12 protein-coding genes and 1 tRNA gene are annotated in these 15,740 nt (G+C 42.9%); 10 read left to right on the top strand and 3 right to left on the bottom strand.

Going from position 1 to position 15,740, the window contains the following annotated elements:
• The first annotated feature begins 9 nt into the window (after positions 1 to 9).
• Positions 10 to 570: an elongation factor P gene (gene efp / locus GKO22_RS04360; RefSeq protein ID WP_166332838.1), complete on the top strand. Its 561-nt coding sequence runs from the start codon at positions 10 to 12 to the stop codon at positions 568 to 570.
• A 124-nt stretch (positions 571 to 694) separates the two neighbouring features.
• On the top strand, positions 695 to 1,279 hold the full coding sequence (locus tag GKO22_RS04365) for a 5-formyltetrahydrofolate cyclo-ligase (RefSeq protein ID WP_166332839.1): 585 nt from the start codon (positions 695 to 697) through the stop codon (positions 1,277 to 1,279).
• Positions 1,280 to 1,360: 81 nt separating this feature from the next.
• On the opposite strand, the gene GKO22_RS04370 is transcribed toward GKO22_RS04365, so the two are convergent.
• Together GKO22_RS04370 and gltX are read right to left on the bottom strand one after the other, a co-directional pair.
• The gene (locus GKO22_RS04370) at positions 1,361 to 2,260 is read right to left on the bottom strand and encodes a sugar phosphate isomerase/epimerase family protein (protein ID WP_166332840.1); all 900 of its coding nucleotides are present in this window, start codon (positions 2,258 to 2,260) and stop codon (positions 1,361 to 1,363) included.
• A gap of 19 nt (positions 2,261 to 2,279) precedes the next feature.
• Entirely contained in the window at positions 2,280 to 3,800 is a 1,521-nt protein-coding gene (gltX, locus tag GKO22_RS04375; protein WP_166332841.1) for a glutamate--tRNA ligase, read from the bottom strand.
• A gap of 95 nt (positions 3,801 to 3,895) precedes the next feature.
• On the opposite strand from gltX, the gene GKO22_RS04380 reads away from it, so the two are divergent.
• From GKO22_RS04380 to GKO22_RS04390, 3 genes are read left to right on the top strand one after another with little or no spacing between them, the layout of a single operon-like run.
• Positions 3,896 to 5,137 (top strand): sensor histidine kinase, encoded by a 1,242-nt coding sequence (locus GKO22_RS04380; RefSeq protein WP_166332842.1) that lies wholly within the window; start codon positions 3,896 to 3,898, stop codon positions 5,135 to 5,137.
• Positions 5,115 to 5,660 carry a DinB family protein gene (locus GKO22_RS04385; protein WP_166332843.1) on the top strand — a complete coding sequence of 182 codons (546 nt, stop codon included), beginning with the start codon at positions 5,115 to 5,117 and terminating at the stop codon, positions 5,658 to 5,660. Before GKO22_RS04380 ends, GKO22_RS04385 begins: the two co-directional genes overlap by 23 nt.
• Complete coding sequence (locus tag GKO22_RS04390; RefSeq protein ID WP_166332844.1) at positions 5,650 to 6,066, top strand: hotdog fold thioesterase; 417 nt, start codon at positions 5,650 to 5,652, stop codon at positions 6,064 to 6,066. Before GKO22_RS04385 ends, GKO22_RS04390 begins: the two co-directional genes overlap by 11 nt.
• A gap of 53 nt (positions 6,067 to 6,119) precedes the next feature.
• Here the strand turns inward: GKO22_RS04390 and GKO22_RS04395 are convergent, their stop codons facing one another.
• Positions 6,120 to 8,585 carry a beta-N-acetylhexosaminidase gene (locus tag GKO22_RS04395; RefSeq protein ID WP_166332845.1) on the bottom strand — a complete coding sequence of 822 codons (2,466 nt, stop codon included), beginning with the start codon at positions 8,583 to 8,585 and terminating at the stop codon, positions 6,120 to 6,122.
• Positions 8,586 to 8,701: 116 nt separating this feature from the next.
• Between GKO22_RS04395 and GKO22_RS04400 the strand changes: the two genes are divergently transcribed.
• The 5 genes from GKO22_RS04400 (at position 8,702) to GKO22_RS04420 (ending at position 15,734) form a co-directional block, all read left to right on the top strand.
• Positions 8,702 to 8,773: transfer RNA gene (locus GKO22_RS04400), tRNA-Glu, on the top strand.
• Between the two features lie 192 nt (positions 8,774 to 8,965).
• Positions 8,966 to 9,544 (top strand): RNA polymerase sigma factor, encoded by a 579-nt coding sequence (locus GKO22_RS04405; protein WP_166332846.1) that lies wholly within the window; start codon positions 8,966 to 8,968, stop codon positions 9,542 to 9,544.
• A gap of 193 nt (positions 9,545 to 9,737) precedes the next feature.
• Positions 9,738 to 10,733, top strand: a complete 996-nt coding sequence (locus GKO22_RS04410; RefSeq protein ID WP_166332847.1) for a FecR family protein — start codon at positions 9,738 to 9,740, stop codon at positions 10,731 to 10,733.
• A 195-nt stretch (positions 10,734 to 10,928) separates the two neighbouring features.
• Positions 10,929 to 14,285, top strand: coding sequence for a SusC/RagA family TonB-linked outer membrane protein (locus GKO22_RS04415; protein WP_166332848.1), 3,357 nt, complete (start codon positions 10,929 to 10,931; stop codon positions 14,283 to 14,285).
• 24 nt (positions 14,286 to 14,309) lie between these two features.
• Complete coding sequence (locus GKO22_RS04420; protein ID WP_166332849.1) at positions 14,310 to 15,734, top strand: RagB/SusD family nutrient uptake outer membrane protein; 1,425 nt, start codon at positions 14,310 to 14,312, stop codon at positions 15,732 to 15,734.
• Positions 15,735 to 15,740: the final 6 nt, after the last annotated feature.

A 15,740-nucleotide genomic window follows, 5' to 3' on the forward strand; every position in this document is an offset into this window, starting at 1 on the left:
AAAACTATTATGGCTAAAGCATCAGACGTAAAATCTGGAAATATATTGCGTTTCAACGGAGAGTTGGTAAGCGTAGACGAATTTTTACACCGTACACCAGGCAATTTAAGAGCATTTTATCAAGCTAAAATGCGCAATTTGAAGACTGGTAAATTGGTAGAATACCGCTTCAGAACTGACGAGGAGGTAGAGATTGCACGCGTAGAAACGAATGACTATCAATACCTGTACGATGATGGCGATTTCTTCGTGATCATGGACAATGATAGTTACGAGCAATTCAATGTGCCAAAAGATCTTTTTGGAGGCAGTGCGCGTTTCTTGAAAGAAGGTATGAATGTTATTGTAGCTTTCGAAAGTGAAGAGCCGATTATGGCACATGCTCCAACTACGGTGGAGCTAGAAATAACGTACACCGAACCGGCTGTAAAAGGAGATACATCTACGAATGCATTGAAAAGTGCTACCGTGGAGACTGGTGTAGAGATTAGAGTACCTTTGTTTATCAACCAGGGTGATCGCGTAAAGGTCGATACCCGCACAGGAGATTATATTGAACGTGTAAAATAATTTATACGAGTTTACTATTCTGTAAATAGCACAAACGCGGCCTCTGGTAATCTCCAAAGGCCGCGTTTGTGATTAAAGATAGGATGTCGCCAAACCATTGCGGCAGCATCAAAACAACAACTGGATGAAAAACATGACGAAAGACGAACTGAGAGCCAGCTTTAAAAACAGGCGTCTGGCACTTTTGCCAGCAGAAAGGCAGTTGTTGGATGATCAGTTGCTCGACGGGTTGAAACGTTTGGATCTCTCTGCAGTTAGGTATGTACATATTTATCTGCCTATTGCAAAGTGGAAGGAGTACGATACGATGCCATTCATTCATTGGCTGCGCCAATATCATCCTGAAATACATATCATTGTTTCGGTCTCTGAGTTGCAGCATGGAACTTTAGAACACTTTATCTGGAATACAGAATCGGTCGTGGAAAATGCTTGGGGAATCCCTGAGCTTATTGTACAGCCAAATACTCAGCGGGTAAATCCTACGGACATTGATTTGGTGGTGATTCCTTTATTGGTTTGTGACCGCGAAGGAAATCGTATCGGTTACGGGAAAGGGTATTATGACCGTTTTCTACAAGCTTGTCGGCCGGATGTACAAAAGGTTGGTATCTCGTATTTTGAGCCATTAGAAACGCTCATTCCAGCAGATCCTTGGGATGTACCTTTGGATAGGCTGATTACGCCAGCAGGATTCATTGTTTTCTAAAATTTCTGCTGCTCTTGACATCAAAAAAGCGATCAAAACTCCGAGTCTTGATCGCTTTTTCTAATTAGTTGCTAGAAGTGCTTATAGTGCTTTTCTAAAATTGGCAACACTGGTTTTAACATCACCAGCATTGTTTTCCCAATTGTGTTCGTATTCTGCAGAAATCATTCCTTTGAAGTTCTGACGTTTCAGCTCTTCGATGATCTGTGGCATGCCGATCACACCCGTTCCCCAGTGCACATCGTGAGCCGATTTATCGTTAGCTACATTTAGATCTTTGAAGTGCATATGGTATACTTTTCCTTCTAGTTTTTTCAAAGATTCTACTGGATTCAATCCTGAGCGCTCCCAGTGCCCAACATCAGCCGCAGCGCCCATTTTGTCACTTCGGCCTTCAATTGCTTTTAATACCGTTGTAGGATCCCAATACGTCGAAGGATCTGGATGATTATGGATAGCCACTTTAATATTGTGCTCATCGCACAATTTAGACAAGATGTCCAAATGCTCCGCCTTTGGCTCACACACGATCACGCTTATGCCCATTTCTTTCGCGAATTCAAAGATCTGGCGCCATTCTGCTTCGTCTTTTCCGTCTACAACGCCGTAAGCATTTAAAGTGATGCCATGTGCAGACAACAATTCTTTGGCTTTTTTGCGGCCTTCGGCAGATAGTTGATGTCCTGTTTTATCCGAACTACCTTTGGTCAAATCTTGACCAGGATACATTTCTACATGTTGTAGACCAGCTTCTTTGATCTTTTGTAATGCTTCTTCGAAAGAGAATAGGCGAAATGTATACGCTTGTGCGCCTAATTTCCATCCTAATTCTTCCTCTGGATAGCTTGCTGCAACCGTTGTGCTGGTGTCTGCCGTTTCTTCAGCTGCGTTTTGAGATGTTGAATTGTTGTTGCAAGCAGTCGTGGTCCATGTTAATAGGGCCACCAAGGCCGCTTGTAGCATCGTGGTTTGTAGTTTCATAGTGATGATTTATTAGTGATTAGTTTTGTATGATTTCAAGGCCATTTTTGATACGGTTTGCCACTTGTTCTTTGCCAAGGGTTTCTACGATCACAAAGACATCTGGACCAAATTTTCCACCTACCAACATAATGCGCAAAGGCAACATCAACTCTCCTACTTTCAATCCAGATTGTGCAATTTTCTCTTTAAATATAGTTTCTAAATTACTAGCCGTCCAGTCAGATTGTTCTTCAAAAAGCGTAATTACTTCTTCGAAAAAGACCGTTTTTTCTGGTGTCCATTTTGGTTTTACAGCAGCTGTATCCAAGGATTCTGGCGCTTGAAAGAAGTATGAAGCATGTTCCCAGAAGTCCGCAACGAAGGTCATCCGGTCTTTTACTAACGCCAAGGTTGTATTTACTTTATCTGTCTCCGCATGGATGCCTTTTTCGGCTAATAATGCTTTGATTTGAGGAACTAATTCTTCATTTGGCGTGCGTTGGATCCATTCTCTGTTGAACCATTTTGCTTTTTCAAAATCAAATTTTGCTCCTGCTTTGCTGATGCGTTCGAATGAGAATTTTTCAATAAGTTGCTCCAACGTGAAGAATTCTTCCTCTGTGCCATCATTCCACCCCAACATTGCCAGCATATTGACAAATGCTTCTGGCAAGAAACCTTTTTCGCGAAATCCTATCGTTGTATTTCCAGAAGCGGGATCTGTCCAATTCATGGCATATACAGGGAATCCTAAGCGATCGCCATCGCGTTTACTCAGTTTTCCATTGCCATCTGGCTTCAAAATCAAAGGCAAATGCGCCCATTGAGGCATTTCTTCTTTCCAACCCAAGTATTCCCAAAGTAAGATGTGTACAGGTGCAGATGGAAGCCATTCTTCGCCACGGAAAACGTGGGAGATTTCCATCGCTTTGTCGTCCACAACTACGGCTAGATGATACGTCGGCATGCCATCGGCTTTTAAAAGTACTTTGTCATCAATTAAGCTAGTTTCAAAAGCGACACGACCGCGAATCATGTCTTCGAAAGAGACGGTTCCTTCTGCAGGAATTTTGATGCGGATGGTGTGCGGATGGCCTTCGGCCAATAAGCGCGCTACTTCGGCCTCATCCAAACTTAAGGAGTTTCGAAGATCAAGGCGATTTTCGTGGCTATAGCGAAAGTTTGGTTGCAGTTTGCGCTGTTCGTCCAGCTCTTCAGCCGTGTCGAAAGCGTAATAAGCGTGTCCTTTTTCAATTAATTGCTCGGCATATTGACGGTAAGAAGGCTTGCGCTCGCTTTGACGGTAAGGTCCGAATGAACCTGGTTTTTCTGGGCTTTCGTCTGGTGTGATGCCACACCATGCTAGACATTCGTTGATGTATGATTCTGCACCAGCTACAAAACGTGTCTGGTCGGTGTCTTCGATACGAAGAATGAAATCTCCTTTGTGATGTTTTGCAAACAGGTAATTGAACAATGCGGTACGTACGCCGCCCAGATGCAAACCACCTGTAGGGCTGGGCGCAAAGCGCACCCGAACTTTCTTTTCCAAACTCATAACCACAAAACTACATATTATTTCCCGATCGTGACAGCGCAAATGGCCTACTGCTAATTAGAAAATGCCTATTTTGTAAAGCGATTTAGAAAACTATGCAACGAAATCCGTACCGTCACCATCGACAACATTGGAAGTTATTTCTGTTTTTATTTGCAGCCATGATTGCGGCAGCATCCCTGCTATACACGAATTATCTGACCAAAAGTCTGTCAAAATCCGAGCGTACTAAGGCAGAAGTGTGGGCCATGAGTACGCGCACCATCGTTTCTTTGCCCGATGTGAATGACGAATTCATCAGTTTTATTTACGCGGTGCGCGATAGTCTTTCTTTGCCAGCGATCATTACAGACGACACAGGGGATGTTATCTTTTGGCGTGATTTGGACAGCACACGTACAAATATAAAGACAGAAGTAAGTGACACCTTGTCATCCAAGTTGGTGTATGATCCGGGCTATTTTGCAAAAGAGCTAGCCGAAATGCAGCGCCGACATGCGCCCATTATTATCGAGTTGGAAACCGCAGGACAGAAGTGGTTTGTGTATTACAAAGATTCGGATGCACTGCGACAACTTCGGATATTTCCATACATTCAATTGTCTTTAATAGCGATCTTCCTGATTATTGCGTATACCGTATTCAATTCTATCAAACGCTCGGAGGAAAATTTAGTATGGGTAGGGATGGCCAAAGAGGCCGCGCATCAGCTCGGCACACCAATTTCTTCTTTGATGGGTTGGCTAGAATTGGCGAGAGCCACTTTTGAATCGGAAGATAATACGCTTTTTGACGAGATGGAACGCGATGTATATCGACTGGAGGTCGTAGCCGATCGCTTTTCAAAAATTGGCTCTGAGCCACATCTTTCCAATCATAATATTTACCATGTGGTCAAAGAGTATATGGATTACTTCCGCGTGCGTACGAGTGGTCGTATTTCTTTTGAACTGGATGGCGATCAACATGTCGAGGCCATGCTGAATGTGCAACTGTTTGATTGGATTGTAGAAAATCTTTTGAAGAATGCGGTGAATGCAATCGAGTCGGAGGGAAAAGTGCATATTCACATCCATGAAAACATCGCCAAGGAAGAGATTTTCCTAGATGTAAGTGATACCGGGAGAGGTATACCGCGATCCAATTGGGAAACGATTTTCTTGCCGGGATTTACCACTAGAAAGCGTGGTTGGGGCTTAGGATTGAGTCTCACCAAAAGAATGGTGAAACTGCATCGTGGCCAGATATTTGTAAAGGAATCCGAAGTGGGCAAGGGCACCACTTTCAGAATAATTTTAAAAAGTAATTTGAGATATGAACCAACTCAAATCGGATGATTATCCGGCGATTTACAAAGAGTATATCGATAGTGTGACCGAACCGGTTATGGATGAACTTGCAGCCAAATTAAGCTCTTTTCCAAAGTTTGTGCGCAGCATTCCCGAAGAGATGGGGACGTATTCCTATGCCGAAGGCAAATGGACGGTAAAGGAAGTACTTTGTCATCTTTTAGATGCCGAACGCATTATGGCGTATCGTGCGTTGCGTTTCGCACGCAATGATATGACAGCCTTGGCCTCTTTTGAGCAAGATGAGTTTGTGGCCAATGGTCGACATAATGAACGGTCTTTTGAAAGCATTATCGAGGAGTTTACGGCACTACGCCAAGCTAATATGATGCTATTTAAAACATTTAACGATACGGAGCTCAATCGTAAAGGCATGGCCTCCGATCGTTTGATTAGTGTGCAGGCATTTATCTATATCATTGCTGGGCACATGAATCATCATATGAGTATTTTGCGGAGTCGATACCTCAAAGAAGATAATAATAATCAAAAGCAATTGCATGTGGTTTAAGGAATACAGTATCGCAGAACTCAATGAGCTCTTCGGTAAGAATATGAGTGGCTTTCTAGGCATAGAGGTGGTTGAGATTCGCGAAGATGCACTCGTAGCCCGCATGCCGATCACAGATAAAGTCAAGCAGCCTTATGGATTATTGCATGGTGGCGCTTCTGTCGTGCTGGCTGAGTCGGTCGGCAGTGTGGCGACAAACCTCATTGTAGATCCTGAAAAATATGTGGGCGTAGGTTTGGAAGTAAATGCCAATCATTTGCGTCCGGTATTATCTGGTGAGGTCATCGCTACCTGTACGCCATTACATATTGGCGGGAAAACTCATGTTTGGGATATCAAAATCAGAGATAGCAAAGGCAAATTGACTTGTGTGTCTCGTCTTACAGTCGCTATCGTCCGTAAATAAAAATTCCCCACATCTCACTTAATAGATGTGGGGAATCTCCATATAGCTCATTATCACTTAGTGTAATGACTCACACGACCTTTGCGACCATCTACATCGATGGTAAATACCTGAATTTTTTCGCCCGCTTTCAAAGACAAACCTCCTTCCGGAAATGGCTTTGTATTTGCGTCAGAGCCTATGGTATATTGGATCGGGAAGCCCGGATATTCGGCATTAGCCCATACTTTTCCATCTTTTGCTTTTAGTCCTACGGCTGGTAGGCGATAGTGGAATCCGCCGGCAAAGCTGCGCAATTTCGGTAGCTCCTGTTTCCCGATCTTGTCAATAAATCCGGCATAGGTCTTATCAAAGGCTTTTTTATCAAAGTTGGCTTCGCTTTCCCATTCACTTGCGGGTGCCCAAGCGCGTTCTGCCAGTGCGAAGAAACGTGGGAAGATCATATAATCCATCGCATCGTTGTCGAGCACGGTTTCTGCCCACAAAGCGCCTTTCAGCCCTTTCAGGTGTTTTGCACCTGCTGCTGTCAGTCTTGTTTTGTCTTCAAAATGCTTTTTGCCTAGTGGCTTTCCACGATCTGTATATTCGATATTGGCAAAGTAACTTTCTGGAAGTAATGAATACGCATGGTATAGATCTGTTTTTGAAGCCCAAGTCAAACCAGGCTCTTCAAAGCGATTATCCCACGCCATATCAAAATAGAAGTTACTAGCACTTACGAACACGGTGTTATGTCCGGCGTTCGCTAGTTTATAAGCCAAATCTTCTTGGCCACCGCCGATGGTATTATTCCACACATCGAGCAAAAACCCACGATCGGCAAAAGCTTCATTTACTTCCATGCCTTTGCCTCGGTTCACCATGCCTACTTCTTCCCATCCGGCCATGGTCAGCTCTTTTTCCTTCAGGATCTTATGTACGCGATCTATATAATACGTCCACACTTCGTGTACCGAAGAATAACCTTGCTCTTTCATTAAAGCTTGCACGAGCGGTGATCCTTCCCAAGATCCGGTTGGCAATTCATCACCACCGATCGAAATGACTTTTAGTGGTATGCCAGCTTCTGCATAGATAGCTTTAATCTCGTCCATGATGTGTGCAATGAAACGATAGGTGCCGGGCATAGCTGGATTCATCACATTATCTTGCCAATATTGAGCAGAATAGTAGGTCGATGTATCCTGAAAATCATTCATCAAGAAACGTTCGGCTTCCTCTTTTTGTCCGGCTTTCAATAATCTATGGTAGCGGGCTTCCATCGCTTTTACGGCGGCGCGCGCATGTCCAGGTGTCTCTACTTCGGGAATCACTGTGACAAATCGTTCATTCGCGTAGCGCAATAATTCTTTAAACTCTTCTTTCGATAAGTACTGTTTCTCTTTTACACTGGCACCTGAGCCGTACGATGGCTGAATGCCAGATCCATCTGCATATTGTGGTGTTCTGTTGGCTCCGATTTGGGTTAGCTCAGGCAAAGAAGGAATTTCCAAACGCCATCCTTCGTCGTCGATAAGGTGTAAGTGCAGTTTGTTTAATTTGTACCGCGCCATCACATCTACGTACTTTTTCAGCGTTTGTAGATCTTTGAAATTTCGCGAAATATCCAACATCAAACCGCGATAAGCATAGCGTGGTGCATCTTGTACCATTACAAATGGGAGCGAAATCGATTGGCCTGCTTGAAAATTGGCTGGGAATAGGGACAATAAAGATTGAAGGCCATAAAACGCGCCTTTGGCATGGCTAGCGTGCAGGCGAACGCCTTTAGCATCTACTGAAAGCTGATAAGCATCATCTGCCAATCCATCAACTTTTTCGATCGCTAATTGGGCATTTTTTGGTTGATCGACGTTTTTAAGACTCCAAGCAGAAAAATCTTGAGCTACTTCATTTAATACGGTAGATAGCTCTTGTGCTATTGTAGCATCGATATAGTATGAGAAACCTTTTTTTAGTTCGTATTGACCTGCTGATGCGGTAATAGACTGCGGTGTAGGTAAGATTAGCTGTGTATTCGTGCCTTGAAATAACGCGTTTTTGTCGAACAAGTCAGCCAGCATTTTGACGTGCTTCTCGGTCGATAATTTTGGCGCTGCGATCTCTGGATTCGGTAAGGCAATCACCTTACTTGGATCTTTTCGTGATTGCAGGTAAAAGCCATTGGGTGATATAGAGGTATGTGTAATCGGAAAATCTGTCTTGTACGTTAAGAGTAGCGAATCGCGATTTTTTAGGCGTATTGCCTCGGTAAAGTTGACGCGATATAGATTCCCATTCTCGTCAGATATTTTATATTTAGCTTGTTCTTGTTCCTTAAGATGATAGTTGGAATTGAACCACAGATCATATGTACTTAGATCCAGCGTCTCGTTTTGGTTGTTTTTTAATACAATATCAAACTGCTTACCGGTGGTGTCATTTGGCGAAACTCGCCAGCTCAAAGAATAAGGTTGTTGAGCGTATCCGATACTCAGGGCAACAAGATAAGCGGAAAGTGATAGGCCTATTTTTTTCATGGGATGGATATTACGTTGGTCTAAAATAGCTTTTTTAAAAGGTTGCCGCAATTTTTTAAAAATAATTTTGATCTGTAGGGATATAATTCTATATTTGCACACCGAAACAGAAAATCGGCCCGTTCGTCTAGGGGTTAGGACGCCAGATTTTCATTCTGGAAACAGGGGTTCGATTCCCCTACGGGCTACTAAAAAATGATCAAAAGCTACAAATCAACGATTTGTAGCTTTTGTCGTTTATGGGGTTTGCGAAAAGTTCAAAACCCTAAAGAACCAGTACAAATTCTCACACTACAGTAAGCATCTTCGAAAGATATACTTCTAAAGTTTTAAAAAATTATATTTGCGAAGAACTATATTGCCTTACGCAGAAGAGCAAGATGGAAGAGCGCTCCAAACATATTGATCAATATTACATAGAAGGTTTGAAAAACCGCGATAAGGCTATTTTTGAAAAAGTCTACGATTTGTATTGGTCAAGCTTGTATATTTCTGCTTTTAATGTGCTTCGCAATAAAGAGCAGTCCGAAGATGTGGTTCAAGAGGTCTTTAGCAGCTTATGGAATAATGCAGAATCATTGAACATTCTAAACCTCAATGCTTGGCTGTTCTCTGCTGTTCGGTACCAAGTTTTTAATGTTTTACGATCCGGCAAAGTGCGTACGCGCTTTGAAAACCTGTATATCGTAGAAGAGCTTACGCAGAATATCGGTGAGCTAAAATTGGTCAAAGAGGATCTGCATCGCCGCATGCTCGAAGGTATAGAACAATTACCTCCGCGCTGTCGGGAGATTTTTATACTAAGTCGTATTGATCGTTTATCCCATCACGATATCGCCGTCAAACTAGCGATATCTGTCAAGTCCGTAGAAAACCAAATTTCTATCGCGCAAAAAAAACTTCGAATTTCCTTAAAGGATTTAGCCTACCTCCTTCCTTTGCTTTTTTACCGATCATAGCTTCCTCCCTTTTACCTACAGTGATTAATAGAATTCCATTCTTGCGGATCAATCTTTTACGTATTAACACTGTTTTAATGTTTTTTTAATAAATTTTTCATTTTCCCTTGGGGGTTAGCGCGCATCAGCGTTACATACATATAAAAGCGGGTAGTAAAATCTCGCACCTGATTAACCGTACAATTAAGAAAAGATGGATCGCAATCACCTACATCAACTGGTAGACAAACTTAATAGTGGTCAACTATCTGCTGACGAGCGGCAAGAGCTCATGGACTATTATAATAGCTACCAATGGTCTTCCGCTTGGGATGCGTCTTACATGGGCGAAGAGGCTGTCGTGAAAGCGGAACTTTTTGCGCGAATCCAAGAAAACCAATACGCAGTAGAATCTAGAAAAGGAAGATCCATGTCATTTTACATCCGGATTGCAGCATCCCTACTTTTGATTGGGGTTTTTTCATGGATGACCTATGTCTTTGTCATCAATAAAGAAGAGTTGGTCGTGGTCTCGACCGGTAAAGAAACCAAAGAGATTTTACTTCCAGATGGCTCGAAGATCACCTTGAATGTGAATAGTTCGGTTAGCTATCCTGTTGCATTTGCCGGCAATTCACGTCAGGTTACATTTTCGGGAGAAGGATTTTTCGAAGTGCAGTCAGACAGTTTGCATCCTTTTATCGTATCCACTCCGCAGGTCAAGATTCGCGTGTTGGGCACTACATTTAATTTGAAAGCATATCAAGAAGATCCGGCTGTAGAGACCTCACTTATACACGGGAAAGTAGAGGTGTTGAAGGCTGACGATGGCAAGGTGCTCAGTACCCTCAAACCAAACGAAAAAATTGTGGTGAAAAAGGAGCATTTAAATTCGAATAAGAACAAGGTGAGCATGCCAAAAATCTCAATTCAGACACTTGATTTTTTGGGAGACGATGATCTCTCCAGTCCAGTTGATGTCGCTTGGAAAGATGGGAAATTTGCCTTTGTCTCCATGCCACTACAAGATATTGGTAGAGAAATGAAAAGAAGATATGGCGTAGAGATAAAAATTGAGAATGCTGAAATTGCCAATAATCGATATTCGGCCACATTTGAGAAAGAGGGTATTGATGAAATGTTGCGCGCACTCATTCTGGTGAAACCATTTTCTTACAGGAAGGAGGGCAGTATCATTGTAATTTACTAACTCAACTAATTAGTAGTGCACAGAAATCGTTGCTACAACTCTGTACACTACCGGTTTTAGTAATCGAGAGGTTTTAAGATTGGCGTCCGTACCTCTCTATTGATTAACTATTAAATCCATTCTAAATCTATGAATAATTTTTTAAAGCAGAATAGCTTTAACCAGACTTCTGTTTGCCCTAAAGTTTTAATATATATGAAACTGACGCTATTATTGGTCTGCATCGGCACACTAAGTGCAGCAGCCAATGCCATTGCTCAAAACAAGGTTTCGGTGAATTACCGGAATACTGCTCTACATACATTCTTACATGATATGGAGCAGAAGTCCAAAGTGCGCTTTGTGTATAGTGATGATTTGTTTGATCAGAATATCGAGGTTTCGGTACGTGCAACGAATGAAGATGTCGTAGCCGTTTTGGAGCGTGCTTTTGCAGGCAAGGATATCACCGTATCTAAGGTCAATAATACGTTGTACGCAATACACCGACAAGAAAATGAAAGATCGGCTTTTGATAACTCAAATCAAGAAAAAGAAGTGACCGGTCGTGTGGTGGATCAAGAGGGAAATCCACTTCCGAAAGTCACTTTCTGGGTGGTCGGCACACGTTATGGAGGCACGACATCCGAAGTGGGTAGTTTCCGCATTATTCCACCAGAAGGTGGTAGCCAAATTGAATTTAAATATTTGGGTTTTGTAACACGTATTGTGGCCATCGGCGATGGCAAAATGGGGGATATCGTGCTACAAAAGCAAGATAATGTGTTAGAAGAGGTCGTCATCAATACAGGTCTTTTCGAGCGTAAAGCGGGGACATTCACCGGAAGTACGTCGACTTTTAATCAGAAACAGATCAAAGAAGTGACCAATCAAAACGTCTTGTCTGCATTGGCCATTTTAGATCCTGCTTTTCAAATGCTAGCCAATAACGATTTTGGGTCTAATCCTAACATGATTCCAGATATTCAGTTGCGCGGGCAGACCGGTTTTTCCGAGGATTTGCGTACAGAATACAGCAATATAGCCAATCAACCACTTTTTATTGTCGATGGTTTTGAGTCGACCATACAACGGGTATTTGATTTGAATATCAACTTTATTAAAAGTGTCACGATATTAAAAGATGCCGCCGCGAAAGCGATGTGGGGAGCCAAAGCAGGTAATGGTGTCGTTGTTATTGAAACATTGCGCCCTCAGGTCGGGCAAATGCGTATTTCATACAACGCCAGTTTGAATATTCAAGCGCCAGATTTGAGTAGTTACCGGATGACCAACAGCCACGAAAAAGTACAAGCAGAGGTGTTAGCGGGCAAGTACTTCTCTGCGAATCCAGAAACGCAAGCAGCGCTTACCAAAGTGTATTCTCAAAACCTGAAAGCAGCGTTAGACGGAGTCGATACCTATTGGCTTTCAAAACCATTGCAAAATGGTATCGGTCAACGTCATTCGGTCACGCTTGATGGCGGTGAAGAGAGCCTGCAATATTCGGTCAATCTAGGTTACAATAATGTCAAGGGCGTGATGATCGGTTCGGATCGTGACAACTACACCGGTCAGTCTGTACTAGTTTACAGAAAGGGCAAACTTTCTGCGACCAACAACTTAACGGTTGATCGTAACTTTTCTCATAATAGCCCGTACGGAACTTTCCGCGATTATGTTCGGATGAATCCCTATTGGCGTGTGCATGATGATAATGGTAATCTTATTAAATCATATACCATTGGTACTGGCGCTTCCAGCCTGATCATAGGAAATCCCTTGTACAATGGTACGCTGAATTCTAAGGATGGAAGTAACTATACGGCCATTACCGAAAACTTTCAGGTAGACTACAGGCAAAATGATAATTTGAGGTTCAATGCGCGTGTAGGATACAATCAACAAAATACGGCAACCGACTTTTTCCGCTCTGCTTTACATACCGATTACCTGAATGTTTCACCGACGAGCGCGGAGTATCTAAACCGAGGAACATATAGAATAACTAATGCTTTTCAAAAAGCATATACCGTAGACTTAAGTGCGATCTACAATAAAGTAATTGGAAAACATGAGTTCTACTTCAATGGTATTTTGACCGCTAACGAAAACGTTATGGAGATGAATGGGATGAGTATGGTCGGTTTTCCTAATGATGAGTTGAATAATATCTCGATGGGTAAGCAATACCAAGAAGGAACAAAAGCATTGGGCACAGAGAATACCGTACGTGTTGCTGCCGCTACTGCTGCCCTCAACTATGTGTTGGATAGAAGATTTTTGGTAGATGCATCATTTCGTAGAAATGCGTCCTCACAATATGGCCGCAATGCTAAATGGGGTAACTTCTGGTCCTTAGGTGCTGGGTGGAATTTGCACGAAGAAGAGTTTGTGCGCAACTTCGGTTGGGTCGATTTGTTCCGCATCACGGCCAATACAGGGGTAACGGGCACGCCTCCAGGACAAAACGCGTATCAAGCATTAGCCACTTACAATTATATCTTGGACAGAACGTACAATGGCGACATGGGTTTGGAGCTGATGGCTTTGGCTAATCCTAATTTACAATGGCAAAAAGTAGCAGAGACGAATTACCGCGCCGAGTTTGGATTTTTAAATCGCTTTAATGCTAGTTTCGACTATTACATCAAGAATACCAACAATCTGTTGTTGAGTCTGGAGATTGCACCTTCGCTAGGTTTCTCCGACTATGCAGAGAATATCGGCGATGTACAAAACAAGGGATTCCAAGCTACTTTGAACTACCGACTGATCAAAGATACAGGCCGAGGTTTGAATGTGAATGTTTTTGGAAATGTAGCACACAATACCAATAAGATTCGTCGTATTTCAAGCTCCTTAGAAGCCTTGAATAATTTGAATAGCGATAAATACGATGAAACAGGAGGCGACGGTCAAGCTCTCGCTCCTAAAGGCGATAGACAGCGACCAGCACGACGCTATGAAGTCGGTCGTTCCATGTCAGCGATATGGGCTGTACGATCTTTGGGTATTGATCCATCTAATGGTCAGGAGATATTCTTAAAGCGCGATGGCACCATGACGTATCAATGGGCTGCAGAAGATCAAGAAGTGTTGGGCGACACACAACCGCTGTACAACGGAACGTTTGGAGCAAATGTGCAGTACAAGGATCTGAGTGTGAATTTTGCCTTTACCTATCGTTGGGGCGGACAGATGTACAACTCTTCTTTGGTGAGCTTAGTGGACGATGCCGACTTTAATTACAACGTGGATATTCGCGCCTTGGAAGATCGTTGGAAGCAGCCCGGTGATATCTCCTTGTTCAAAGGGATTACCGAATTGAGCTCCACAGCTACGCGTCCGACCTCGCGCTTTGTGCAAGACTACAATGAGTTTATTTTTTCATCGGTGAGTCTGTCCTACAATTTTACGAGAATGGGCTTTGTAACCAAGTCACCATTCAAAAGTTTAATGGCGACCTGTAATCTAAACGACTTAGGACGATTGAGTACCGTGCGCATTGAACGTGGGATCGACTATCCTTATGCTCGTACACTATCGTTTAGTGTGAGTGCAAGTTTTTAGTAACCATTTATTAGAAGAAATACAATGAAAGCATATACTACATATTTACATATTGGAATTATCGCTTTGGCGGTATGTCTATCATCGTGTGAGAAATGGCTGGATGTAGCTCCACAAACTCAAATTGAGGCAGATCGCGTTTTTGAAAAAGAATCTGGATTTCAAGATGCTCTGACCGGCGTATACGTCAAAATGACGGATCAAAAGCTATATGGCAGAGAGCTAACCTTCGGGATGTTGGATGGCCTCGGCGGGCAATTCAATGGTTTGGGCACAGCGAATGAATATTACTCCACCATAAATTACGATTACAATCAAGAGAACTTTATCACAAAATCGGGCGATGTATTCGAAAGCGGCTATAACACAATAGCCAATATCAATATGCTCATCGCCAATTTAGATAGCAAAGGGCCAAGTTTGTTCTCGGGTGTCAATTACCATACTATTCGAGGTGAGGCTTATGGGCTTCGTGCATTTCTACATTTTGATTTAGTGCGGTTGTACGGATCTGCCATTGCGGCCAACGGAGAGACGGCGCTTGCCATTCCTTATATGGACGCGGTTGGTGTGACTCCAAAAGAACGTTTAACAACGCGCGCTATTCTCAATCGCGTGATAGCAGATTTGGAGATTGCTGCCGAGGAGCTGAGAGCATATGATCCTATTGTCCCTGCCAATGCTGTCAATGCGACAACCTACCTGCGTGATCGATACTTAAAATTCAACTATTATGCGGTAAAAGCATTGCAGGCGCGCGTATATCTGTATGCGGGCGATAAAGAGCGTGCCTTGGCCGCAGCCAAAGCGGTGATCGAGTCCAATGTGTTTGAATGGACACCATCTTCAGAAATCGCCACTACGGTGGAAGGAAATAGAAACCGCGTATTTACACAAGAGCTCATCTTTAGCTTGTATATCAACGGTATGTCTACGATCACCAGTCCTTTTTATGATGAAGGCGTATCGGGGGCTCTTTTGAAAAGGTCTGACTTCGATTATTCAAACCTGTTTGACAATAAAGATGATTATCGGTTTGTCTATTTGACGAAATACAGCGATGCGGTGTGGGCTAGATATTCTACCAAATTGGTACAACCGCCTTCTTCACAAGCGGCGTTTAGCAACCGTATGCCGATGATCCGTAAGTCGGAACTCTATTACATTGCAGCAGAATGCTTGTTCGAAACCAATCCACAGGAAGCCATAAATTATCTAAATGCTGTGCGCACGCATCGTAATGCCGGTGAGTTATCGTCTTCCTTGTCTTCCGCAGATGTGGCAGGCGAAATCAAAAATGAATACCGCAAAGAATTGATCGGTGAAGGGCAGATTTTTTACTATTACAAGCGCATGAATGCGGAGCAAATTGATGGCGTTTATATCACAATGACAGAGAATACGTATGTATTGCCTTTGCCTGATCGTGAAATATCTTATGGACAATAATTGGAA

The sequence above is a fragment of the Sphingobacterium chungjuense genome, from assembly GCF_011316935.1.
Lineage (GTDB): Bacteria > Bacteroidota > Bacteroidia > Sphingobacteriales > Sphingobacteriaceae > Sphingobacterium > Sphingobacterium chungjuense.